18 protein-coding genes are annotated in these 25,639 nt (G+C 50.9%); 3 read left to right on the top strand and 15 right to left on the bottom strand.

From position 1 onward, the window contains the following. Positions 1-94: 94 nt before the first annotated feature. From NY07_RS01670 to NY07_RS01615, 12 genes are all read right to left on the bottom strand, one after another. Entirely contained in the window at positions 95-1,078 is a 984-nt protein-coding gene (locus NY07_RS01670; protein ID WP_033537586.1) for a hypothetical protein, read from the bottom strand. A gap of 252 nt (positions 1,079-1,330) precedes the next feature. Further along, positions 1,331-3,097, bottom strand: a complete 1,767-nt coding sequence (locus NY07_RS01665) for a hypothetical protein (RefSeq protein ID WP_235363877.1) — start codon at positions 3,095-3,097, stop codon at positions 1,331-1,333. Between the two features lie 1,484 nt (positions 3,098-4,581). Next, positions 4,582-4,965, bottom strand: a complete 384-nt coding sequence (locus tag NY07_RS01660; RefSeq protein WP_033537584.1) for a hypothetical protein — start codon at positions 4,963-4,965, stop codon at positions 4,582-4,584. 134 nt (positions 4,966-5,099) lie between these two features. Then, positions 5,100-5,546: a GNAT family N-acetyltransferase gene (locus tag NY07_RS01655; RefSeq protein WP_033537583.1), complete on the bottom strand. Its 447-nt coding sequence runs from the start codon at positions 5,544-5,546 to the stop codon at positions 5,100-5,102. Between the two features lie 742 nt (positions 5,547-6,288). Next, the gene (locus NY07_RS01650) at positions 6,289-7,518 is read right to left on the bottom strand and encodes a phenylacetate--CoA ligase family protein (protein WP_309147291.1); all 1,230 of its coding nucleotides are present in this window, start codon (positions 7,516-7,518) and stop codon (positions 6,289-6,291) included. Positions 7,519-7,524: 6 nt separating this feature from the next. Continuing rightward, positions 7,525-8,343, bottom strand: coding sequence for an ABC transporter ATP-binding protein (locus tag NY07_RS01645; protein WP_033537581.1), 819 nt, complete (start codon positions 8,341-8,343; stop codon positions 7,525-7,527). A gap of 63 nt (positions 8,344-8,406) precedes the next feature. Further along, positions 8,407-9,651: an ABC transporter substrate-binding protein gene (locus tag NY07_RS01640; protein ID WP_033537580.1), complete on the bottom strand. Its 1,245-nt coding sequence runs from the start codon at positions 9,649-9,651 to the stop codon at positions 8,407-8,409. Between the two features lie 139 nt (positions 9,652-9,790). Beyond that, entirely contained in the window at positions 9,791-10,864 is a 1,074-nt protein-coding gene (locus tag NY07_RS01635; protein ID WP_033537579.1) for a branched-chain amino acid ABC transporter permease, read from the bottom strand. A gap of 61 nt (positions 10,865-10,925) precedes the next feature. Next, positions 10,926-11,819, bottom strand: a complete 894-nt coding sequence (locus tag NY07_RS01630) for a branched-chain amino acid ABC transporter permease (RefSeq protein ID WP_033537578.1) — start codon at positions 11,817-11,819, stop codon at positions 10,926-10,928. Then, positions 11,816-13,783, bottom strand: a complete 1,968-nt coding sequence (locus tag NY07_RS01625; protein ID WP_052125447.1) for a long-chain fatty acid--CoA ligase — start codon at positions 13,781-13,783, stop codon at positions 11,816-11,818. The genes NY07_RS01630 and NY07_RS01625 overlap by 4 nt, the downstream gene beginning before the upstream one ends. Further along, on the bottom strand, positions 13,783-14,580 hold the full coding sequence (locus NY07_RS01620; protein ID WP_033537577.1) for an ABC transporter ATP-binding protein: 798 nt from the start codon (positions 14,578-14,580) through the stop codon (positions 13,783-13,785). The genes NY07_RS01625 and NY07_RS01620 overlap by 1 nt, the downstream gene beginning before the upstream one ends. A 115-nt stretch (positions 14,581-14,695) precedes the next feature. After that, complete coding sequence (locus tag NY07_RS01615) at positions 14,696-15,733, bottom strand: DcaP family trimeric outer membrane transporter (protein ID WP_033537576.1); 1,038 nt, start codon at positions 15,731-15,733, stop codon at positions 14,696-14,698. Positions 15,734-15,991: 258 nt separating this feature from the next. On the opposite strand from NY07_RS01615, the gene NY07_RS01610 reads away from it, so the two are divergent. After that, the gene (locus NY07_RS01610; protein WP_033537575.1) at positions 15,992-19,492 is read left to right on the top strand and encodes a hybrid sensor histidine kinase/response regulator; all 3,501 of its coding nucleotides are present in this window, start codon (positions 15,992-15,994) and stop codon (positions 19,490-19,492) included. A gap of 59 nt (positions 19,493-19,551) precedes the next feature. Here NY07_RS01610 and NY07_RS01605 read toward each other — a convergent pair whose 3' ends face one another. Then, positions 19,552-20,220: a response regulator transcription factor gene (locus NY07_RS01605; protein ID WP_033537574.1), complete on the bottom strand. Its 669-nt coding sequence runs from the start codon at positions 20,218-20,220 to the stop codon at positions 19,552-19,554. Positions 20,221-20,653: 433 nt separating this feature from the next. Here NY07_RS01605 and NY07_RS01600 point away from each other — a divergent pair, with 433 nt between their 5' ends. Beyond that, a complete protein-coding gene (locus tag NY07_RS01600) occupies positions 20,654-21,778 on the top strand; it encodes a patatin-like phospholipase family protein (RefSeq protein WP_033537573.1) in 1,125 nt (374 codons plus the stop codon). Here NY07_RS01600 and NY07_RS01595 read toward each other — a convergent pair. Both NY07_RS01595 and NY07_RS01590 read right to left on the bottom strand, forming a co-directional pair. Beyond that, positions 21,775-22,491 carry an SGNH/GDSL hydrolase family protein gene (locus NY07_RS01595; RefSeq protein ID WP_052125446.1) on the bottom strand — a complete coding sequence of 239 codons (717 nt, stop codon included), beginning with the start codon at positions 22,489-22,491 and terminating at the stop codon, positions 21,775-21,777. The two genes, NY07_RS01600 and NY07_RS01595, sit on opposite strands and share 4 nt — an antisense overlap. Positions 22,492-22,500: 9 nt before the next feature. Further along, on the bottom strand, positions 22,501-24,450 hold the full coding sequence (locus NY07_RS01590; protein WP_033537572.1) for a monovalent cation:proton antiporter family protein: 1,950 nt from the start codon (positions 24,448-24,450) through the stop codon (positions 22,501-22,503). Positions 24,451-24,687: 237 nt separating this feature from the next. Between NY07_RS01590 and dgcS the strand changes: the two genes are divergently transcribed. Further along, on the top strand, positions 24,688-25,572 hold the full coding sequence (gene dgcS, locus NY07_RS01585) for a diguanylate cyclase DgcS (RefSeq protein ID WP_033537571.1): 885 nt from the start codon (positions 24,688-24,690) through the stop codon (positions 25,570-25,572). Positions 25,573-25,639: the final 67 nt, after the last annotated feature.

Below are 25,639 nucleotides of genomic sequence, written 5' to 3'. Positions count from 1 at the left end.
AGATTAATACTGCTACTTATTATTGATTGGAAAGATGACCCGTCTTTAACGAACAAGCTCTCCACTCATGGATTAAAAGTGTTGAATACTTTGGTTATTCAAGCTGCATGGCTAAGATAAACCCCTCAGGGTCATCCACGCCGAGATACACCCTTTCTACTTGTTTCATGGGCCTGATTAAACTGATTTCAACATTGGGAATACCAGCATAGTTATAGCGTTTAATCTGCTTTGATCGCCTAACAAAGGCTTGGTTGGGCGCGACGTGCAATATATTACTAAGGGGGATCACCATGGGCGAAGAGAGGCCGCTGCGAATAATGAGTTCATTGCGACAACGAGAAATGGGCCGTCTGGACAGGGCACGATATTCTGCAATAAAAAACACTAAGCTCAGCAGTGTTAGTAAACTGATAATGTTGGCAGCCAAGGGCGACCAGAGGTAGTGCAGCAACAGGTGCATCAGCGGCACCTCAAAGGCGATCACTAAGATAAAACCAAGTAGATTACTCTGCGCCCCCTCTTTTTGATGGTAGGTAAAATGCTGCGTGCCGCTAAAATGATGCCTATCGATACGAGAGGCAAATAGCGCGTAGGTCCACATACGAGTCTCGAAACGTAACAGATCGGCGATTGCACCTGTACCAAGGACTCGAGTTATAGGCTCGTCAATCGCCAGGTCGGGATCTCTGCCCTGACCAAGAGCCGAACTTATGGCCAAGATAACACTCGTTATCGCCACTAGCTCGAAAAGCACTATGACGGCAACGACCAAATAACGTCCCTGCTCCAGATGATGCCAGATAAACTTGTTTTGCTCCGGCACAATATAGCTACCAAGCAATACCCCAAGACAAAGCAACACTAGCGCCTTAATGAGCGCATCCTTCTTGTTTCTAATACAGAAGAAACATAATAGCGGCGCGACGATTAGGGCATCGAGCAGATAGAGCCATTCAAAGTTAGCCTCGCCATAATCATTTAAAGGGCCATCACTCTGATAGTAAAACGCCCACCAGACAGACACACTGACAAGAAATAGCAGAGGTATTTTGGGTTTAATTGAAGCGCCTAGCATGATTGCCTCCGTGCAATATTTATCCGAGCTCTAGCTTAGCCATCCACTATAAAGCAATTACATATTCAAATCGCAGCATAAATGCAGATGGCGTGGCGACAATCTTTAAGCTGGCGCAAAACACAGCCCTGCATGGCTATCTACCCGGCATTTCTATTAAGGCTAGGCTAAATACTCACAATATCTTCAGCAGAAAAAAGGCTGACTCAGTGCCAGCCTTTTACTCATTACTCTCTATTGAACGACCTTAATTTAATTACACTGATGCGGATAAGCAATGTTATCGACATATTCAATGGAACAAGAGGAGTCGCATGGATCACATAGGTTACGCTCGACACGTTCTATATCGTGACAGAAGTTACAACCTATGCCAGTGGTGCCCTTATTAATATGATTGTGCATGCGATCCCAAGTACGAGGTAAGTTTTTACTACCGTCGTGGCACTGGGCACATACCTGCTCTTTCGGCCCCTTGAGGCGATAACCCAAGGCATCTAGCTTAGAGTCTGTCGTTAAGTCCAGCGTCTCCTCGTGACACTGGCTACAAGCCGCAACATCACTGGCTGGGTTAACACCATGGTTAATCACCTGATAGGTATCGGTTTCTATCCACTTGTAGGGTTCATTAACAGGGTAGCCCATGTTGACCAAACCAGATTCGATTGCAGTAACCGCATCACCCGAGCCTTTGATGTACTCGAAAGTATCCAAGGCAATCATACGCTCATCGGCAACCGTCATAGGCTGAGTGGCGGTCTTGTACTTAAATGGCGTTAACTTACCATCGTTCACATCCCCCATAGGGCGAGAGGTTGGGTAACGGCCGGTAGCAGGATCGATAACCCCTAAGTCATGCAGTAAGTAGTTATCACTCTTACGATTCCAGAACTTAAATTCTGGGATCTGGTTTGCCAGCTTATCGACATGGGGGTGACCTGAGCCTGAAACACCATCCGCTGGTGTACCGTCATGATGGAAACGCCAGTCTCTGTGCATCTCTGTTGGCACGTGTGATGGATCGCCTAAATCTTTGGCATAGGTTGGAATATGGCAAGACTGACAAGCCACTCTGGCCACGTGACGATCGGGCTCACCACGACGACCTGAGGTCGCATGTCCTGAACCTGAATCCATACCTTGGTGACAAGTACCACTGCTACAGGTCACTTCAGAACCGCGAACAACATCATCGGTCGGACGTAGATCAGAGCCTTTACCTATCACCCTGTGGCTTTCAAACTTATGACAGTCCTGACACTGCAAATTTGCCCCAGCGACATTCATATGAACATCAAAGTGCATATCTGAGTTGCCAACCAATGCAGAGGAGATATCTCCACGCTTCACCCCATCACCACCACCGGCATAGGCGTGGCACTTCAAACAGTTACTTCTACTCGGTGCGGCAATATTTTGCACATAAGTATCAAGCGTGGCCTGCGCTGTACCATCCGATGGCCCCATACTGCCGTCTGGCTTTCTGACGCGGTTTAACGCGTAATCCTTGTTATGGCACATCAAACAGTCGACATTGGCTTTGGTGTCGCCTTCGCCAGGCTTGACCCCTCGGCCAGCATGACATGAACCACAAACAGGCCAATCTCCCTCGATATTGATGCAATAGCTGTTAACCGCATTGGTCAACTTACCTTGCAATGTACCGCCCTGATTAACCATGTCCGGTGTATCGCCCGTCCATTGGTAATGGGTAGAGCCAAACATCTCCTCATACTGCGAGCCAGCTACCCCACCATCGTGGCAGTCTATACAAGCCGTCGGGTAGTCGGTCCAACTCAAATCCGAGTGCGGGTTGGAAGCATTACAGCCATTTAAGGGCTCAACTTCGCAGACGCCACAGGAGTTGACCTCCCAGACGAGTGAGTTGTTGTCGTTACAATCTAAATTAGCGTTGTAGCCATCTCCATCATTGTCTATCGGTTTTCCGGCGCTTGCCGGAAGCGTTAGGATTAAGGCCAGCAAGCCTATGCATCCTGATACTTTGGTGTTACTCATCATCTTTCTCCATTTTATTTTTATTAACCTTTAATTATGGATTTAACTCATTCGCTAAATTACAGGCTTAAGTCTTTATTACCTCAGCATCAGTTACACTCAATAAAGTGGCTGCAAAAAAAAACACTGCCTACAACAGTCACTCACAGCGTCACTTATATTTAGGGTGCACTTATCTGAAAGACTCAATTCAACGATTGTCTTTTCCAAAATTAAAACCGCAGTTAACGGCTATGATTGCCGGTATTCACTTTATATACCGAGTCGTAAGCCGACCTATTACGCTCGACGTCATATATATTTCAGGCTGATTGTTTAACGCCCGTTAAAACAAAACAATCCAAGTAGACATAATTTATGAGACCTTTAAATAATGGCTAACAATTTTGTTACTTATTCGGGTTGAACTTACACTAATGGCATTGGTCATTTTATGAGCTGGATCTTGTTTTTATAAAAATCCATAAGATTTTTTTACTACATCAAAACCTTAATTAATTAACACTGATTTATTGATAAACCCTTTGGCGTTTTGACAAACCAACCCCCCCCTAACAGCTTGCATAGATAAATAGTGTTGCGTAGGTCATAAATTCCCCACCCAATAATATTAAACATCTGCCAAAAAACGCCAAACCACTGCTTTACAACGAATAAAAGTTATAGTGGTTATAGCTATAATTTAAAGGAGGAGTACAGAGTTTTAAATAACGAGATAGACATCACGTCTGCACTGAGAAAAAACGGATTCGAATTTTTATAAAGACTGGCACAAAAAAATCAGCCGCATTGAAGATAATTTAGCAGCTAAAGCATATTAACCAAGAATATTTAAAAGCATGAAAGAAACGCCACCTAATATGGCACCAATTTAATCACCACCTTCATAAGCACTGGCTAATTTAATTGATATTGATATATTTACACCCTCATTAACACAGCATTAACTCTATAGATGATTACATTCTAAAGATCTTTGAAGAAATCCGTACACATGTGAATGAATACAAAGTCCTCTTTAAAGGCAGCATAAAAGTTAAATCAGCCTGAATTTATAGTCAAAAATCGCCCTCATATAATTTTAATTATTTATTCCAGAAACAAATAAAATGTCAAAACAACATTATCTTTATACCTTTAATGAGCATAGAAAAATGTCAGGCCACTTTATATTAAATGGTAAATTGAACCAATATCTGCTAGGGGAACGAACACGAGGCATCGATGCCTCGGAAGGTCACAAATGTATTTACACTGAACCTATCATCTCTTCGATGTGGTAACTTCTGTATCCGCAACGATCAAATACTAAATAATTTTTGGATAGAAATGCGATAGAGCAAAAAGTCTAAAGCTGGGGGGATGAGGAAAAATATGATAATCAAATAAAGTTTACTCTGACCCCACATATCCCTCAGGAAGACCTGAATTATGAGGGGCTCCCCCAGCGCCGCCATATGGGGCGCACAAATGCCATGATGGCCTTGTTAGTTGCCAATTACTGTATTCTGTAAAATCATTACTTGTTTCTTGCGCCAAAAAGGGAAAAACAACAACCCTGTTTCACTGTCGTCATACCACTCATTTTCACGCAACGCCTGAACTATCCATTTATACTCGGATGAGCCACGCTTATACACTTTGAGACGACATTTATCACTGAGGCCAAAAGCAAAACAATTTAGCGCGTCTTCAATTTCCGAGAAATCTTCGTGCCAACCAGCGAAGCCAACCGTAAAACTATTTTCATTTTCAGTTAGCCAAACATTAAACCCGTTAGGAGGATTAACAGAAATGAAGTCTTCACTCTGTTCATAATCAAGTTCGGGAAATTTCTGTAACTTTTCTACTATCTGGGAAATTGCTGACATATCTTCCTTGGCAACTAACGCCCAATTAAGGGGTGAACAACGCCTCCACCCAACTTAACGCATTGTACCGTAAACACTAAATTTGAAGTAGAAGCAAAAGTGCCAAGCGTTGTGAATCCCTCTTAAATTGCTTGTTATGTGCGTACTAAAGACATTGGCACGAACCGAATTCCGTTGAACTCTGCTTCTTCACCTGTTGCTACGAAACCATTACGATTGTAAAAGCCAACAGCATTCACCGATGAACGTAGGCTAACTTCACGAGCATCTGTCTGATTAAGCAAATGATTCAATAAAGTACGACCTAAACCTGAACCCTGCTGTGAATTTGCTACAAACAAATGGGTTAGATAATTTCCACCACGCAAAGCGGCAAAACCTAGAACTTCCCCATCCGATACCGCCTTAATTGATGAAAACTTCTCATCATCTAGAGTCGACGCTAGGTCAGGTAATACTCTGTCCTTATATTCTTGCTTTCCTTGCTCATTAAGCAATGGAAGCACATCCTTGGCAGAGACCTCTGAAACAAGCCTTGTTACTGCGTCTAAATCCGTTTTTAGAGCCTTCTGAATTTCCATATTTCCTCCGAGCACATAACAGCTTATTAGTGCGCATGCGCGTTTACCTCGTTGGACCAGCAAAAACGCGCACAGTTAACTATCTGTATACAATGAACTTATCAGCATTTTGCTAAATACACCATCTGGAAAAACGCGCATGCGCGTTTTCCAAACCTATTATCTACTTGACGAATATTTTAAGTGATTAATTTTAATGCTATTTATTTAAGCCAAAATGAGAAAACGCGCACAAATACAGGATAAAAATCGTTCAAAATCCTGATGATTTAAATATGACTGTGTATTTATCCAGTTTTTGGATAGGGAGAAGTGAATTACATCTCACGGGTGTCACGATGAAAATTGCTAGGCCAGAAAGTCCGTTCGTTACTGATTCACCGATACCTTGTTAACTCATTTGGGGCAAAAATAACCCAGCATTTATATTCGCGACTCGCGCCAAATACCGCTAAATCGAAGAGACGTTAGATACCCAGTGCAAACACGATTTTGGCCTTCGAAATCAGGGATGATTTCGCAGAGCCCACAAGGAAGTGCTCGTGGCGAGCCAAAATAGTGTTTGCACGCTCCCCGCCGGACAGGCGCTAGATTGCCATGAAGGTGCGACCTTCAAGTATCCTTCCAACAAAAACTCCGGTAGATGTTAGACGTTAATAGTTAAACAACAAAAACAACAATGCCCAACCTCATCCAAGGCTGGGCATTATCCTCAATGTCAGGCTAGACGAAGCCTAGACCATTATCTTTGATCCTCTATCACCACCCCATCATCCGCCAAGGCACCAGGTGCCACCAAGGCCACCTCCCCCGACAGCTGAGTCTCGGCGCGGATCGAGTCCTGCACCGCGCTAATATCGACCTGAGGTCGCATCGCCTCATCCACCTCGCACAGCAGATGCATCACATCATTCTCATGCTGACGGCTCACCACCAAACGCACCTTAGCGATACCAGGATGGCGACTGCGAATCCGCTCCACCTGCTCGGGATGCACAAACAGCCCCTTCACCTTAGTGGTCTGATCGGCGCGGCCTAGCCAGCCCTTGATGCGCACATTAGTGCGACCGCAGGGGCTAGCGCCCGGCAAAATGGCTGACAAGTCTCCAGTGGCAAAGCGCACCAGTGGGTAATCACGATTAAAGCTGGTCACCACCACCTCACCCACCTCGCCCTCAGGCACAGGGCTTAAGGTACCGGGTCGCACTATCTCGACAATGATGCCTTCGGCGACCACCAGGCCTTCACCCGAGACGCTCTCGAAGGCGATGAGGCCGAGATCGGCGGTGGCATAGGCCTGCTTAACATTGATATCCGCCGCCTCGAAGCTGGCCTTGAGGGAGGGCGTTAACGCCTCGCCCGATACCAGGGCCTTGGTAATAGAGCTGGTGTCCTTACCTAAAGCTTTGCCCTTCTCCAGCAAGATATTAAGAAACGAAGGAGTGCCGCAGTAGCCAGTCGGCTTAAGCGAAGCGATAAGATCCAGCTGCATCTCACTCTGACCTGGGCCCGCCGGGATCACTGTGCAGCCACAGGCCTTCGCGCCCGAGTCCATGATAAATCCCCCAGGCGTCAGGTGATAAGACAGGCAGTTCTGCACCAGATCCCCAGCTCTAAACCCAGCGGCGAAGAAGGCTTGCCCCATACGCCACCAATCATGGCCATCACACTCGGGATCATAGATGGGCCCAGGCGACTGGAACATGCGTCCACTCGGCCTATCTGGCGTCATGCCGGCAAAGGGCGGCTGCTTGGCCTGCAGGGCGATAAGATCTGCCTTACGGGTAATGGGCAGGGTCGCTAGCGCCTCGCGGCTATCGACGCTGGTCACTTCAATATCTGCCAGCAACTCGGCGTAATAGCTGCTGTTTGCCTTGGCGTAGCTGAGCTGCTCTGCCAGCGCCGCCATCAGCTGCTGCTCGCGCAGCTCAGGGGCGAGCGTCTCTTCGGGTTTGTAATACTCGGCCATCATGCCTCCCTACAACCAACGCTTGCGGCGTTTGTACGACTTTAAGTTCTTAAAGCTCTTACGGGTCTCGTTACCGCCCCCCAGATAGAACTCCTTCACATCTTCGTTATTAAGCAGCTGCGCCTTGGTGCCGTCGAGCACAATTTTGCCTGACTCCATGATGTAACCATAGTTGGCGGCCTTAAGGGCGTAGTTGGCGTTCTGCTCCACCAGCAACATGGTAATTCCCTGCTCGCGGTTGATCTTCTCTATGATGCCAAACACCTCTTTCACCAGCAGAGGCGACAGCCCCATAGAGGGCTCATCGAGACAGATCATCTTAGGCCTGGCCATCAGGGCGCGGCCGATGGCCAGCATCTGCTGCTCACCGCCCGACAGGTAACCCGCCAGCCCGGTGCGCTCCTTGAGGCGCGGGAAGTAGTTGAACACCATCTCGATATCCTGGTTCACCTGACCATCACGGCGGGTATAGGCCCCCAGCTTGAGGTTTTCGATCACCGTCATATCTTCGATAATCCGGCGCCCCTCCATCACCTGAAACAGGCCAGAGCGCACCACCTCATCAGCGTTTTTCACATCGATACGCTCCCCCATAAAGTGAATGTCACCGCGAGACACCTCGCCGTTTTCGGTTTTAAGTAAACCAGAGATCGCCTTGAGGGTGGTGGACTTACCGGCACCGTTGGGCCCCAGCAAGGTCACGATTTCGCCCTGTGGCACATCGATACTCACGCCACGTAGCACCTGGATCACATCGTCATAGACCACTTCGATATTGTTGATCGAGAGAAGTGGTGTCTCGGGCTTTAACTGCACTGCTTGTGTCATAACAACTCCAAGGTCAAGAAGCGGGCCGGGCAAGACTCGCTTACCCGGCAGATGGAAAAGAGATTAATAGCCTAACCAGTCAACCCGACGCTCAAGGGTCACCTGATTAACCTTCTCAACCTTAATGTCGCCATCGTTAAAGTTACCCTTGTAGATGTTGACCTGGTTGATACCACGGTGATCTTCTGGTGTCCAAGTGGCAGCCAGGCAGACGCCCTCTAGCCCCTTAGGCACCCAGTTTTTGTGCACATACATGCCCTTCTTCACGTTCTCGCCTGTAATGCCACCGTTGGCCTTGGCCCACTCCATCGACTCTTTCATGAAATAGGTTGAGCAGACGCCGCGAATATAGTGGTGCAGACGCTCCTCTTGACCCGAGCTATCAGACATCTTAGAGATCTCGCGAACCAGCTTCATACCCGGTACATCATCGGTCCAGAAGGGCGTCATGGTTGGAAAAATATAGTTCTTCACCCCTTCACCGGCAGCCTTAAACACCAGCTTGTCGCCGCCCCAGATGTTAGACATGAACTGGATATCGGTACCGACCGTGTCACAGGATTTGATCAGCGACTGCACCGAGCCCCCCAGGTTGCCGATATAGCCATAGTTAGTCCCCGAGCTCTTAAGGCTCAAACACTGGGCCTTAAAGTCACCCGGCTTCATGGAGATCACCACTGAAGGTTGTACGTCGAAACCCAACTCGGTGGCGTATTCGGCGCAGGCCTCTTTAGGCGCGTTCGGGAAAGGATGGTTAGCGCCAATATGGGTAAACTTAGGCTTGCCCTGGCCGCCCTTGGTCTTCCAATCTTCGGCCGCCCACTGCACCAGTCCACGGCAGGCATCTGAGTATGAGGCGCCATAGAAGAAGTTATAAGGCGCAGGCTTAGTGGTCTTTGGGTTCTTGCCCTGAGGGTCGGTCAGATGGCCCGAGTAAGAGGCGGAGAAGATAGGCGTCCTATCCTTGGCGGCGAAAGAGATCAGTGCCTCGGTATCCGCCGTACCCCATCCCTGCATAGCCACCATGTTTTTACGCGACAACCACTTCTTATAAGAGGCGATCGCCTGAGGCACCTTGTAGGCGTAATCTATGGTTTCATATTCCAGCTTAGTGCCGTCGATGCCGCCATTGGCATTGATATAGGCCAGCGCATCACGCACACCGTCGGCGTAAGGCTTACCCACGAAGGCCGTAGGGCCAGACATATCGGCCAGATGGCCAACAAAAACCGTATCCTCGGCCTGGGCAGCCCCCGAGGCAAAGGCGAAACAAGCAAGCGTGGTGCTAAGTAATATTTTTTTAGTCATCGTTATCTTCCTTCAACATGATCCATTTAGATTGAATGCGGTTAAGGCAGCGCTACAGCCAGGATCAACGCTCATTGCTATTCAAACTGTGTCGGTTTTACATCAAATTTATTTGTCCTCGCCCTTATCAGTGCTCGACTTAATAGGCGAATGGGTAACACTTCCAGTAGTTCTTAATTTGTCCCCAACGGTGGGCCAGCCCCTCAGGTTCGAAGATGAGGAACAAGATGATCACTAGGCCGATAGCCATCTCTTTGATATAGGCCAGACCGTCGGTCACCATGGGTAGATTGCCAAAGTCGGTGTACTTCATCAGTCCCACCATGCCCTCTAACACCTCGGGCAGCAGCACCATAAAGACCACCCCCATCAGGGTGCCCTTGATAGAGCCCAAACCGCCGATGATCACCATGGCCAGGAACTGAATCGACATTAAGATGGTGAAGCCCTCGGCAGAGACATATCCCAGGTAGTGGCCGTACAGGGCGCCGCCAATCCCGGCATAGAAAGAGGAGATGCCGAAGGACAAGAGGCGATACTTGTTGAGCTTAACCCCCATGATCTCGGCCGACAGATAGTGGTCACGCACCGCCACGAAGGCGCGGCCGTCACGGCTACGCATCAGGTTACAACCCCAGATATACATAAACACCAGGGCAAACAGAGCGATAAAGTAGAAGCTCTTATCTGTGTCGAAATCGAAGCCAAACAGGCTGACCGGCGCCGCCATGGCCCCAGAGGAACCACCCGAGAACCACTCGGCGCGGCCGAAGAAGTCCTGAATGATAAACTGGGCCGCCAGGGTGGCGATGGCTAAGTAAAGCCCTTTAATACGCGCCGCTGGCATACCAAACATCATGCCCACCGCCATGGTGAGAAAGCCCGCTAAGGGGATACAAAACACCACAGGGATATTAAAGCTGGTATTAAGCCAGGCCGAGGCGAAGGCGCCAAAGCCAAAGAAGGCGCCGTGACCTAAGGATATCTGCCCGGTAAAGCCCACCAGGATATTCAGTCCAAGTGCAGCGATGCCTAAGTATGAGATCTGAATAAACAGGGTCAGAAAATAACCATCCAGTACCAGGGGCGCGGCGCAGGCCAGCGCGATCACCAAAAAGGTCACCAGGCGTATGGTCTTGGTTTCAAAAATCGTGTTGTCAGCTTTATAGCTGGTGCGAAAATCCCCGCACGGGCGCATCGCTAAACTAGACATAAAAAACTCCTTGAGCTGCAATAAGGTCGAACGCAATTAGGTGTGTCATCTGCCGTATTCCTTAAATTCGCTCGATATCACGGGTACCGAACAGGCCATAGGGCTTGAACCAGAGGATCACCAGCAAGACATAGAAAGGCGCGATATCGTACATGTTGCCGATATGCAGCCACTGGCTGTCAAAGAACTCGGCGATGTTTTCCAGCACGCCAATCACCACACCACCAACGATGGCACCGATGATGGAGTCCAGTCCGCCCAGAATCACCGCTGGGAACACCTTGATACCTATGGTCGAGAGGGAGTCGGACACGCCATTAACCATGCCGATCACCACACCGGCCGTCGCCGATACTGTGGCGGCGATGCCCCAGCTCATGGCAAACACCTGTTTAACCGAGATCCCCAGGCTTTGTGCCACCTGCTGGTCAAACGCGGTGGCGCGCATCGCCAGACCATGCTTGGAGTATTTAAAGAAGATGAAGAAGGCCGCCATGATGAGTATCGCGATCACAGTACTCATCAGATAGGCCAGCTCTATGTTCAGACCGAAGATGGCGATGGACTGAGTATCGAACACCTGAGGGTAGCTCTGGGGCGAGACGCCAAAGATCCACTTGGTCAGCGACTGGAAGAAGATAGACAAGCCAATCGTCACCATGATCACCGAGATAATGGGCTCACCTATCATGGGGCGCAGCACTATCATCTGCAGCAAGATACCGAACACTGCCATAAAGCAGAGGGTCAGAATAAAGCCGATGAAAAACGGCAGCTGGAAATAGGTCAGAAACGCCCAGCAGACCCAGGCCCCCACCAGCAGAAACTCCCCTTGGGCAAAGTTAACGATCTGGGTCGACTTGTACACCAGCACGAAACACATGCCCACCACACCATACAAGAGGCCGACGATCAGGCCGTTGATGATAAGTTGAATTAAGAGTTCAAAATTCATGATGCTCTCCTTTGACTCGCCTCGCCCTCGATGGGCTGGCTTGGCGCGATCACTGTCGCCACCTTAACTTGGGTTTTGATGCGCGACTTAGTGCCATCCTGGAAGGTGATCACTGTGTCGATATCCACATGGGACTGATCGTCATAGATGGCTTCGATGATCTCGCCATACTTGTCGGCAATCACCCCACGCCTTACCTTACGGGTACGGGTCAGCTCGCCGTCATCGGCGTCCAGCTCCTTGTAAAGCAAGATGAACTTGTTGATCTTCTGCGCATCAGGCAGGGTCTCATTGACTCGCTCCACCTCGGCCTGTAGCTGCTCATAGACCTCGGGCAGACTCGACAGATTGGTGTAGTTGGTAAAGGCCAGTCCCTGCTGCTCGGCCCACTTGGAGACGATGCTGAATCGGATACAGAGGATGGCCGACAAATACGGCTTACCCTTACCTAAGATCACTGCCTCACCGATAAAGGAGGAGAACTTCAGCTTGTTCTCGATATATTGCGGCGAGTACTGAATGCCCTGACTGGTCTTGGCTAAGTCTTTGATACGATCGATCACCACCAGATGGCCCGATGGCTTGAAGTAACCGGCATCTCCCGTGTGCATCCAGCCATCTTTGACGTCTTCGTCATAAGCGGCCTGATCGCCCAGATAGCCGTTGAACATGCCTACCGTCTTGGCAATCACCTCACCCACCCCTTCGCTGTCGGTGTTGATCACCTTAAGCTCGGCGGTATCGAAGGCCACCCCCACAGTGTCGTAATCCACATCATGCTCTTCATGTATGGTGTAGGCGCCGCACATCTCGGTTTGACCGTAAAGTTGACGCAGCGGCACGCCGATCGCCTGGAAGAACTTAAAGGTATCAGGCCCCATAGCCGCGCCGCCGGTGGCCGCCGATTTTAAGAAGGAAAAACCTAAGCGGTCGCGCAGCGCCTTCATCAGCAGGATGTCGGCAAGCTTGGAACGCCCGCCATTGGCAAGTCGCTGCTCGGCGCGCTTCATGGCAAAGTCGAACAATTTTTGCTTGAGCGGGGTCGAGTCCATCATGCGCGCCTTCACATCGGCGAGGATCCCTTCCCACACTCTAGGCGCTAACAAGACGAAGCTTGGGCCTATCTCGCGCAGATCCGCCATCATGGTTTCCTGCTCTTCAACGAAATTCACGATCTGACGGGCGATGAGCGCCTGGCCCACGGCGTAGACCTGCTCCATGATCCAGGGTAGCGGCAGCACGGAGACATAGTTGTCGCCCGGCGCACGCGGATCGGCCCTGAGGTAAGAGCAGCAGTGGTCGATAAACTTGCTGCCCTGCAGCAAGACAATCTTGGGCTTAGAAGTGGTGCCCGAGGTGGTGCAGTAGATGGCGATGTTCTCCGCCTTGCCCGCATCGACCAGGTTGTCGTAGTGGCGCGGCTGGGTGTTATCCACTTCCTGGCCGAGGCGATATATCTCCTCGACACTGATGAGACGTGGGTCGTCATACTTGCGCATACCACGTGGGTCGCAGTAGACGATATATTTCACCGAGGGGATGCTGTCGCCCAGCTCCAGCAGCTTATCGCACTGCTCCTCATCTTCGGCGACAATCACCTGAGCCTCACTGCGGTTAAGCAAATAAGCCACCTCTTCGTGAAGCGAATCTTGATAGATCCCCAGTGAGAAGCAGGCCAGCGCATGGGCGGCCACCTCGCCCCAGACCCACTCGGGACGGTTCTCGCCGAGCAGGGCTATGGTGCTCTCTGCTTTGATGCCCAGGTGATCGAAGGCCAGCGCCATCCACTTCACCCGGTTGTGATAATCTTGCCAGCTGAATTCGGTCCAGATGCCGAACTCCTTCTCGCGCATGGCCACCTCTTTACCCCAATTGGCCGCATTGTGGCGTAAGATCTTGGGAAAGGTATCGAGATCGCCCATGTCGAAGGCCCGCGCCGTCGACGCATTATTTACCTGTGTCATTAGCCAACCTCTTGTAATTGCTCGTCATCTTCAAGGCCTAGATAGGCCTGTCTCACGTGCTCGTTAGCCATCACCGCTTCGGGCAGGCCTGAGATCAATTTCTTACCAAAATCGAGCACCATCACCTCATGGGAGATATCCATCACCACCCCCATGTCGTGTTCAATCATCACCACGGTAATGCCAAACTCTTCGTTGAGATCCAGGATATAGCGGGCCATATCCTCTTTCTCCTCCAGGTTCATCCCCGCCATCGGCTCATCGAGCAGGATGAGTTTGGGGTTAAGCGCCATGGCACGCGCCAGCTCTACCCTTTTGCGCAGACCATAAGAGAGGGTGCCTGCAATGGATTTACGCACATGGGAGATGTCGAGAAAGTCGATGATCTCCTCCACCTGACGGCGGTGAGCCAACTCCTCTTTTTGTGCCGGCGAGGCCCAGTACAGGGGGCCGGTAAGCCAGTTGTTCTTCATCAAGTGATGACGACCCACCATAATGTTATCCAGCACCGACATGTGGCCAAACAGCGCCAGGTTTTGAAAGGTACGCCCTATGCCGAGATCGGCGCGGGCATTGGGTCTAAGATGGGTCACATCTTGGTTATCGAAATGGATGGTTCCCTTCTGAGGACGGTAGCGACCCGAGATGCTGTTAAGCATTGAGGTCTTGCCCGCCCCGTTGGGACCGATAATCGAGAACACGGCGCCTCGTTCGACCTCGAAACTCACATCGGTCAGGGCCTTTACCCCACCAAATGCCAGCGAGATCTGATCCACACTTAAAATGGTATCTTTCACAACCCTACTCCTTTAAACGGCAATGCCTGGGTGTCTCGGCGGTGGCAGCCAAGGGCATGGCCCCTGGCGAAATGAAACGGAAAAAAAATGGGGAGAGAGCCTCCCCTAAGAGCACTTACAAGGCATATCGCATTGAGAACTGTGCGTAGTTGGAATCGACGTTCTGGTCATCCAGGGCGAAGTTACCCACTTCGATCCCCACCGCCAATGCTGGGGTCAGGTTCTGGAACAGGTTGACGCTCCACTGGCTGCGGTCGGCATCTGACTCGTCAGTTTCGATGCGGCCATAGAGGAAGGTACTGCGCAGGGTATCTGTCCAGTAGTGGCGGTAAGCTGCAAGGTAAGAGGTGCTGGTTTCCACCTCTTCACCGATAAGATCTTTGGTCACGCCCAAACCTACGTAGCGGCCCACTTCACCTTGGTGGAACTGGAAGCGCAGATCGTCTTTACCAAAGGTGTTGATGCGACCGGCTATCGAACCACCGATGGCGGTTTCACTGTTGCCACCCAAGGTATTGAGATTGCGGCCCAGGGCCGAGATAGAAACGTTACCCCAATCACCCTTGAAGTTATAACGGGCCACCACATCTGGCAGATCGTCATTGTCGGTATCGCCGCCGTGACTCTCAGGGTTCTCGATAGAGACCTGGAAGCCGCCAATGTCGTAACGTATCTGTCCCTGACGCACGAAAGCCAGACCTACGGTAGCGCCAGCAAAATCAGCGGTTTCAGGGATAGCGCTGGTGTTCATAAAGGTGGTCCAGGTTTGACCCACGGTAAGATCTTTGTACTTGATAAAGGCGTGACGCAGACGCGGATTAGCCGAATTCGACACCACCTGATTGCCACCGCCACCGAGAAAATCCATCTCGATGAAGCCCATCACATCGCCATGAACATACTTGGTATTGAAGCGAGATTCGTTGGCGAAGATACGGAACTGTGACGCGCTCTCTTCGCGCGGCACCCCCGTACCAATCCAGAAGTCACGATAGGCAACATCGCCGTTAACATAGCGAGCGTCCACCTTAAGGTAGCCGCCAAAGGACAGCTTGCCATCGTCACCAACATTAAAGTCGTAGCCGGCCATGGCAGAACTGGCCATCAGGCCGAGTGAAGTTGCGAGTGTGAGTTTTTTTATTGTTGATATCATCTTGATTATCCCCTTTTGTGGTTGCCTCCAAGATGGAGAAATGCCCGCTTGGCCTCAATTGGGAATAGGTAGTAATGCAGCGGTAGTAGACCAAAAGGCGCAAGACCTGAGGCTTAAGCCGTCAGCACTAATACTTAAGTCGATGGTGGGAAATGCCGACTTTGGCGCTAACTGTGGTATGTTGACTTGAATAACAAAATAAAAGGAGTCGGCCGGGATGGCTTACATAAACTCCTGAAAATATAGGAAAAGTAATAGATGTTCCCAAATTGGCTATTGGTTGCCATCAGCATCAGCTATATCGGCCTGCTGTTTATCATGGCATTTCTGGGTGATAAGTACCGTGGCAAGTGGTTCTCCGGACAGCACACCATCATCTACTCTCTCTCCCTAGGCGTCTACTGTACCTCCTGGGGCTTTCTCGGCACCGCCGGTCAGGCCGCCCATAACTCCTTTTCCTATTTGCCCGTATATATTGCGCCCATTCTGCTGTTTATCTTTGCCTGGCCCTTTATTCAACGGGTGATCCGTGTCTGCCTTAAGCTCAATATCACCTCCATCGCCGATCTGTTGGCGGCCCGTTTTGGTAAGTCGCCCCTCTTGGCCGTAGTGGTCACCTTCGTTGCCCTGTTTGGCACCCTGCCCTATATCGCGCTGCAGCAAAAGGCGATAGTGAACTCCTATGAGATCTTGCGCCAAGACCACCTGCTCTCCTCCTGGCAATTAGGCTTAGTGGTGAGCCTGATCCTCGCTGGTTTCACCATAGTGTTTGGGGTACGGGCTATCGATGTAACCGAGCGCCATCCGGGCATGATGCTGGCCATCGCCTTCGAGTCCTTAGTGAAACTTATCGCCTACCTCACCATAGGGATCTTTGTCTCCTTCTTTCTATTCGACTCCCCCATGGATATCTGGCGTCAGGCGACAGCGATCAATCCCATGGAAAATGAGTTTACTTACCCCAATTTAATCTCGCTGTTTGGCCTGTTGATCATTGTGATGTCAGCGTTTCTTTGTCTGCCAAGACAGTTTCAGGTGATGATCGTCGAGCTAAAATCGCAGAAACATATGCTCTGGAGTCGCTGGACCTTTCCCCTGTATGTGCTGGTGTTTGCCTTCTTCGCTACCCCACTCGGGCAAGCGGGCAACATTCTCTATGGTGACTCGCTGGAAGCCGATGCCTATGTGCTGTTTCTGCCAGTATTCAGCGGCGATATCTGGCTGGGGCTGTTTAGCTTTCTTGGCGCCATCTCGGCCGCCAGCTCCATGGTGATCATCTCAACCATCGCCCTAAGTACCATGCTCAGTAACGAGATTGTTTTCCCGACCCTTTTTAAGATCAACAATATCCAGAGCAACGACTTCCATAAGTTTCGCTCGCACTTGCTAAATATCCGTAAAGCATTGGTATTGTTAGTGATCTTTATGAGCTATGGCATGTTTCTCATCGCCCCGCCCGACACCCTGGCCTCCCTTGGCGAGGTGGCTTTTGGCGCCATAGCCCAAATCGGTCCCGCCCTGTTTGCCGCCTTTTTGTGGCGTCGGGTCACGCTGATCGGTGTCTTGGTGGGGATCACCAGTGGCTTCGCCCTATGGCTGGTGCTCAACCTGCTGCCACAACTTGGGCTCTACGGCCATCCCTTTGCCGGTAGTGAGTATTCGATGACCACCCTATCCACCCTGATGGGGCTGTTTGTCAACGTCACGGCCATCTGGTTGGTCTCCTCCTTTACCCGCCAGAGCGTACATGAGCAGATGCAGATAGGTCACTTTATCGAACGTCCTGAGCTGGACAAGGCACTGCCAGACGTACCTAAGCATGTGAACCCAACAGAACTCGAACTTCTGGTGGCTCGCTTTGTGGGCAAAGACAAGGCGGCTCAGGGGTTTTACTCCTTTTTATCCTGTCAGCCCCAGCCCATTTTAGATAAAAATGCCCATAACCAAGCGCTGATCTTCTTCACCGAAAATATGCTCGCCAGCGTCATGGGCTCGGCTTCGGCGCGTTTAGTGCTTTCTTGCGCCCTGCATGGGCGTGATATCGCTATCGAAGATGTGGCACAACTGGTAGAAGAAGCCTCCAGTCACCGTAAGGAATTTAGCCGCAGCGTGCTGCACAGCGCCATCGAAAACGCCAGTGAAGGGATCTCGGTTATCGATAAAGATCTTAATCTGGTGGCCTGGAACCAGCAGTATCTGAGCCTGTTTAATTATCCCGATGATCTTGTCTATATCGGCTGCCCGGTGAGGCAGCTCATTGAGTACAACCTCAAATTTGGCAAGGGCTATGTGCCTAACTTGGATGAGCAGATTGAGCGGCGCCTCAACTTCCTGCGCCAGGGCAGCCGCCACAGCACAGAGCGAATCCAGCCCGATGGCAAGACAATACGCATCCAGGGTAACCCTATTCCAGGTGGAGGGTTTGTGATGATCTTCTCCGACATCAGCATGTACCGCGAAGCGGAAAAGCTGCTAAAGGAGAAAAACTTAGACTTAGAAGCCAGGGTATTTGAGCGCACCAAGCGCTTAGAACAGGCGAATCTACAGCTGGCCAAATCTAACGCCGAACTGGCCGAAGCGCTACAAAAAGTAGAGCAGGCGCATCAGAAGAAGAGCCAATACCTCAAGGCCTGTAGCCATGATCTGCTGCAGCCCCTGTCGGCGGCGCGGTTGTTCTCCTCTGCGTTCGTACAGGGCGGGCAGCTGTCAAACAAACAGAAGCAGCAGATAGGCTATATCGACAACGCCCTACAGGTGGCCAACGAGTTGCTGCTGGATCTCAATGAAGTGTCGCGTATCGAAGGGGGCACTGTGGTGCCCGAGATCACCGAATTTGCCCTGCAAGAGGTACTGGATTCGCTGATGGAGGAGTTTAGCGCCATGGCCAGCACCACACAGGCCGAGTTTAAGTGCATCAAGACCAAGCTCTGGGTACGCAGCGACAAGGTGCTGCTCAGACGTATCTTACAGAACCTGATCAGCAACGCTTTTCGCTACGCCGGTGGCGGACGCATTCTGCTGGGGTGTCGCCGTCACGGTGACACTGTGGCCATTCAAGTGGTGGACGATGGCCCAGGTATTCCTGATGACAAGCAGGCGGTGATCTTCGAGCAATTTACCCGCCTACAGCACTCGGGACATGAAGGGGTTAATGGTCTGGGTCTGGGGCTTAATATCGCTCAGGGACTCGCCGAGTTGATGCAACACAGACTCACCCTGTCATCGAAAGTCAATCAGGGAAGTATCTTTAGCCTGAGCCTGGCTGCAGTGAAACCTCAACCGCAGGATGAACAAGCAACCCAGCCCGATATTCTCACCCTCAATGGCGTCAGGGTGCTGTGTGTCGATGACGACCCCAATGTGCTGGCTGGCATGGAGGAGTTATTAAAAGGCTGGAAGTGTCAGGTGCATACAGCTTCTTCGGCGCAGCAAGCCAAGGCCTGTGTTAACCAGTTCGCCAGTAAAATCGATATCGTATTGATGGACTATCAGCTGGATAATAACCTCAATGGCCTGGACCTTATGGGTGAGCTGCAAGCCCTATCCAGCCGCCCTATTCCGGCCATTCTGATCACAGCTACGATTGACGAAGAGGTGGTGCAGCGCACCAAGGCCCTGGGCTATGGTTATCTGCGTAAGATCATCAAGCCTATCGCCCTGCGCGCCGTGATGAGCGCCACCCTGGCCAATAGCCTGCATAACAACTACTCGGCCCAAGCTAATCCCCATTATAGCCTGGTGGATCCCCTGAGCGATTAAAAGCAAACGCCCCGCAGCGGACTTAAACCACTGCGGGGCGTTTTCATTCCTCTCGAAAGCTAGGCTTCTTCCACCTCTGTGGTTAGCGGTGTCTTTTCCAGATAGAGCTGACTCATGGCGATCACCGCCTGGGTACGGGTATGAACACCAAGTTTAAGGAAGATGGCACTGGCGTGGGCCTTGATGGTGGCCTCTGACAAACCCAACTCATAGGCGATCTGCTTATTGAGCAGGCCATCGGCAAACATCATCAAGATCTTGTGCTGACGGGGTGACAGGCTGGCAATCTTACTGCTCACGCTGTCTAAGGTGATGGCGCTGAGATCGTCACAGCCCGGCGGTGTCCATTGCCGACCAGCCATGACAGCATTAATCGCCTTGACCATCTGCTCGACCGAGGAGGATTTAGGAATAAAGCCGGCCGCGCCAAAGGACATCGCCTTGCCCACGGTGACTTTATCTTCCTGGCCGGAGATCACCACAATCCCGATATGGGGATAGGTGTTGCGAATATTAACTAAGGTATTAAATCCATGAGCATTGGGTATATTCAGATCCAATAAAAGCAGGTCTGCATCCTGATGCTGCTGTAAAATCTCATCCAGGGCCGTTACCGTTTCCGCTTCAAACAGCATCAGCTGATCGAATTGAGTGGTTAAGGTATTAACGAGTGCTTGCCTAAACAGTGGATGATCATCAGCTATTATTATTTTTAGTGGCTGTAACATTTTTGATCCCTCATATGTACTCAGCCTCAGTCTACGCGAACCTTAAAGATTATCAAACCGACCCAAAATCATTGTATCTGTGCAGTTTTGTCAGTTAACATTTACATTACAAGTAGATAGAGATATATCGCGGTGAAAAGCCGATATCTGAGCCCAGGTCAATATAGACTTATTATCTAGATTGCCACCGTATTATTTATGCTAGAGAAGAGGTTAACGCCGCCTATTTCACCTTATTTGACTAAAATGGCGCACAAAAGCAGAGCAAAAGTTCAGACATATAGGCCTCTTGAACAAGATTCTGGGCTCACATATTCTAATCAATAAGAAGCACTGTCTTGGACGCTACCCACGAAACAGGTACGAATAGATAAAGGTGCATAAACCCGATAGAGCTCGCCTCAGGTAGTTTTGGGACACAGGGGAAACGCATTTGCCAGATAAAACAGCATTGGTGTTAGGGGGCGGCGGCGCACGCGCCGCTTACCAGATAGGGGTTCTCAAGGCGATAGTTCAGTTCTATCCCCGCAATCATGGCGTCCCTTTCAAAATCATCTGCGGCACTTCTGCTGGCGCCATCAATGGCACCTCTATCGCGACTCACGCCTCCTGTTTCCATCTCGGCGTACGCAAACTCGAATGGGTCTGGCGCCACTTTAACACCCACAAGGTCTACCGCTCCTCTTTCGGCGGCGTCTTTTCTCATTTAGCGCAAATGGCATTGATGGGACTCCAAGATGCAAAGATTAATACCGATGCCGGCAGCCTGTTCAACAACGACCCGCTACGTGAGCTGCTCAATAACCTGATAAACTTTGAACGAATCGATCGCAATATTGCCAGCGGCGCCCTGCATGCCCTGAGCGTCGATACCTCCTGTTATAACTCTTCACGTTCGGTGAGCTTCTTTCAGGCAGCCAAGGAGATAGATGAGTGGAAGCGTGCCCGGCGAGGTGGCCAGCGCACGCATCTCAATACCGAACATCTGCTGGCCAGTGCCGCTATCCCTTTGGTGTTTCCCTCTATCAAGCTTAATCGCGGCTATTATGGCGATGGTTCGGTGCACCAGTTGGCTCCCTTAAGCAGCCCTATTCATTTGGGCGCAGAGAAGATCATGGTGATCAATTTAGAGAGCCCCCATAAGCAGGTCCACAAAGAGTTTGAGCATCATCCTAAGACGGCTACTATCGCAGGTCACCTGCTCGATACCATCTTCTCCGACACCTTAAATAGCGATCTGGAACGCCTGCAGCGGATCAATAGCACCCTCAACCTGATCCCCAAGGAGCGTAAACATGAGGCGTCGCTCAAGACCATAAACACCTTAGTGATAAAACCCAGCGAAGATCTCAGCCTCATCGCCGCTCAGCACTATCATGAGATGCCGATGGCGGTCAAACTGCTGCTGAGGTTAATCGGCATCAATCAACAATCGGACTCGAGTATCGTCTCCTATCTGTTGTTTGAGCAACCCTACTGTAGCGCGCTGATTAACTTGGGTTATCAAGATGCCATGTGCCAAATAGATGAGATAAAAGCTTTCTTCAATATCGATTAGCTGCGGGGATGTAGCGCTAAGATTTGGTCACAGGCGGCCTCAGCCCAAACTTGATAACTCATGGCGCTGGGGTGGAAACCGTCGCTGGCCAAGGCATCTGAGGTCAATGGCAGCTGCAAGGCGAGCAGTTCACAGGCCCTATGCTGACGGCAAAAGTCCCTTAATGCCTGATTAAAGAGCGCCTCACGGCGACGCAGCATGCCGGCTAACGGCTGACGAAACCTGGGAAAGTGCCCTAGTGGAGGCAAGGGCGTCAGTAAGATCTTGGCATTGGGAGAGGCTTGCAGCAGGGTTTCTACCAATGTTTCTGTATTAAATACCCAGCGTTTGACGCCTAAAGGCGACAGCAGATCGTTCACCCCAAGTGAAATTAACACCCAGTCGACCTCTAACTGACTACGCTCAAGCACCGCCAGGGTTTGCGCCGTAGTCATGCCTGATTTGGCTTCAAGCTGCCAATGGAGACGATAATGACAGCTCAAACGTGTAGCAACTTGTCCCGCCAGCGCCTGCTGCTGAGTCATGACTCCAACACCTGCGGCGGCCGAATCTCCCAAAATCAACAGGCGTAACTTTGGCCCTTCGCCAAGTTCACCGCGTCTTGGGCCAGAAGGCTCGGGCAATTTTGGGGTTCGCCATTTGACCCACAGCGCCTGTGCTAACAGCAAGGGCGAGATCAAAATCAGCAAGCTATAACGTCTTACCATCCGCATAACAACTGTTTAGCCCTGTAACAGATAGTGCTCGGCCTTCTCAATACGCCTTGGTTTACCCAGAATGATCAGAATATCACCGGGGCGAATTAGCCAATCCAGCTCAGGGCTTTCCACCTCGGCGCCATTGCGGCGCACCGCCCTCAGCTCTACCCTAAGTCGCTCCCAGGGAATCGCCGATAACGGCTGACCCACCACCTGTGCCCCTTTGGGTAGCGCGACAGCATGCAGTAGCTCTAGGGTAAAATCTGTGTCCTCGCCGGAGAAGAAACCGTGCAGATATTGATAGTGATTACGGCGCTCATGTTCCAGGCGCTTAAGAATTCGGGTCAGGGGGACGCCGCATTGATAGAGTACCTGAGAGACCAGCATCAGACTGCCCTCTAGGGTTTCAGGTATCACCTGGCTGGCGCCAGCTTCCTCCAGCGCCTCCATGCCTTCGTCATCACGGGTTCTGACCAAGATCTTGGCCTCTGGTGCCAGCTGACGACACAGGGGTAACACTTCATCGAGCACATGACTGCTGGTAAAAGTGAGCACAATCAGCTTGGCCTGCTTTATCTGCGCCTGCTTAAGAATCGCCCGTTTGGCCACATCGCCAAAATAGACAGGTTCACCAGCCCGGCGCGCTTCGGTCACCCTTGTCGGGTCTCTGTCGAGCACCAGATAGGGGATCGCCTCACTCTTCATAAAACGGGCAATGGTTTGCCCCACCCGGCCATAGCCTAAGATCAACACCAGCTCGCTGCTCTGTTCCATCGGCGGTATCGTGTCGCCATCGGCCAGCGGCGCCGATCTCGCCCCATGCAGACGTCTGGCGATCTCCACGCTATGACGCACCAACCAAGGTGCCACCGCCATAGAGAGTACCGCCACCATCACCAGCTTAGTGCTGACAGTGATCTCCAACAGCTGGTAGTTAACCGCCAGCGCCAACACGACAAAGCTAAATTCCCCCACCTGAGCCAGACTAATGGCGGTCGCCACCGAGGTACGAAACGACTCCTTGGCCGCCCTCAACAGACCGAAAACGATCAGTGCCTTGGTGATGATCACCGCCACGACCAAGAGCAGCACCTGCCACCAGAAGGCTAATACCAGGCTAAAGTCGAGCAACATGCCGATAGAGATAAAAAACAGTCCCATCAAGAGATCTCTGAAGGGACGAATGTCAGCCTCTAGCTGACGCTTGTATTGGCTCTCACCCAGCAGCATACCGGCAATAAAGGCGCCCAATGCCATAGAAAGTCCCAGCCACTGAGTTAATGCCCCGGTGACTAAAGCGACCACTAAGGTCGACAGCACAAACAGCTCATTGGAGCGCGAGCGTGCCACTTCATCAAACACCTTAGGAAGCGCCCACTTACCCACAGCCATCAAGGCGATAAAGGCCAGAACCCCTTCCCCCATGGCCAGAACGATCTCTTGCCAGCTTAACACCTCACCATCGGAGGCCAGCAATGGCATAAGGATCAGCAAAGGCACAACCGCGAGATCCTGAAACAAGAGCACACTGACTGACAACTCACCATGGCGACGCCTGAGCCAGCCACGCTCGTTAAGGAGTTTCAGTACAATGGCTGTGGATGACAGTGCGATGGCCGAGCCGACCACGATAGATTCGCTAAGATTAAGCCCGAATAACATGCTAATACACATGGTTAAAACGACGGTAACCGTCATCTGGGCAGAGCCTAATCCAAATACGGTGCGGCGCATGGCCCATAGCCTGGGCAGAGAAAATTCCAGACCGAGGGAGAACATCAAAAGTACGACCCCCAGCTCTGCTACCGAGTGGATCTGCTGCTGAGTAAACCAATTGAATAGGGAAGGACCACTGATCACGCCTGTGATCAAATAAGCCAAGATCGCCGGCAACCCAGCACGTCTAAAGAGGGCAATCGCGACGATAGCCATCATTAACATCAAGAGGATCTTAACCAGTATGCCGTGTTCCATTAACGCTCCATTATCTGCTACCGACCCAAGTACCAGGTCGGATTCCCCTATATCGCCGCAGAGCATGAGTTCAAAGCGTCAAGTTTTCACCGAAGTCAAAATACTGTCACCACGAAAGAACTCACCTCTTACAGACTAACTTAATGACTAATAAAGACAAAGTCATCATTTAGTATTAGGCACGTTTTTTGCTTTATAAACATTATCTCAGGTCCGTTACATTGTGGAGTAAAGATTATGGACTTTGCCTTAGCGACAGAATTTTCGTTTGACGAATATCGCTATCAGCCAGATCACCATCACAATTCAGCCAGTGTCCCTAATCTGGTGTCTGTTATGCAACAGTTGCATGAGAGCCTAGATCCACGGACGGTTTTTGCCTGCTACGGCAAACTCATGGGACAATACTTGCCAGTTCAAGGTGTCAGCCTTGTCTATAAAGAGTATCAGCTAAGCTGGGGCACTGAGCAAGGTCTACTAATAAAACAAAACCTTAGCCATGATGGTTTGAACGCGATGATCACTTATCGTCTGTCGGCGCCTCTGGTCAAGCCCCAGACAGAGCTGCTGTATCAGCTGCAATCTCTGCTGCTAAGCCCTCTGGTCAATGCCATCGCCTACCAACAGATGGCGAAACAGGCGATGCACGACTCGCTCACTCAGCTGGGTAACCGTCGCTACTATGAACAGAGCCTCAAGCAGGTTATGGCCCGAGCACTGCGCCATGATGATGCGATCACACTAGTGGTGCTGGATTTAGACAACTTCAAGAGTCTGAATGATAAGTATGGCCATCTGGTAGGCGATGAAGTGCTGTGTCAATTCGGCAAAACCCTGAATCAAGCGATCAGAGATAGCGATCAGGCATTTCGCATCGGCGGAGATGAATTTACGCTTATCGTCGAGGGGGATGCCGCCGCGGCAAGTATCTTGTGTGAACGTATCCTCGCCCTAATGGCTCAGGATAACCTGCTAAACAAATTTCAGGTTCAGTGCAGCCTTGGGGTCGCTCAGTGGCATGGAGACAAGGATGCAGAGGCGCTTTACTTGCGGGCCGACGGGGCGCTTTATCACGCTAAGGCAGCCGGGCGTCGTTGCTACCGTATCGATCAAGCCTCATAAAGATAGCCCGCTCAGCGCTGAAGACTATACACTGAAGACTATACACTGAAGGTTATACGCCAAAGAC

The sequence above is a fragment of the Shewanella sp. ECSMB14101 genome (assembly GCF_000773485.1).
Taxonomy (GTDB): domain Bacteria; phylum Pseudomonadota; class Gammaproteobacteria; order Enterobacterales; family Shewanellaceae; genus Shewanella; species Shewanella marisflavi.
The sequence above is the reverse complement of the archived record's forward strand: the minus strand, read 5'-3'. Positions and strand labels throughout refer to the sequence as shown.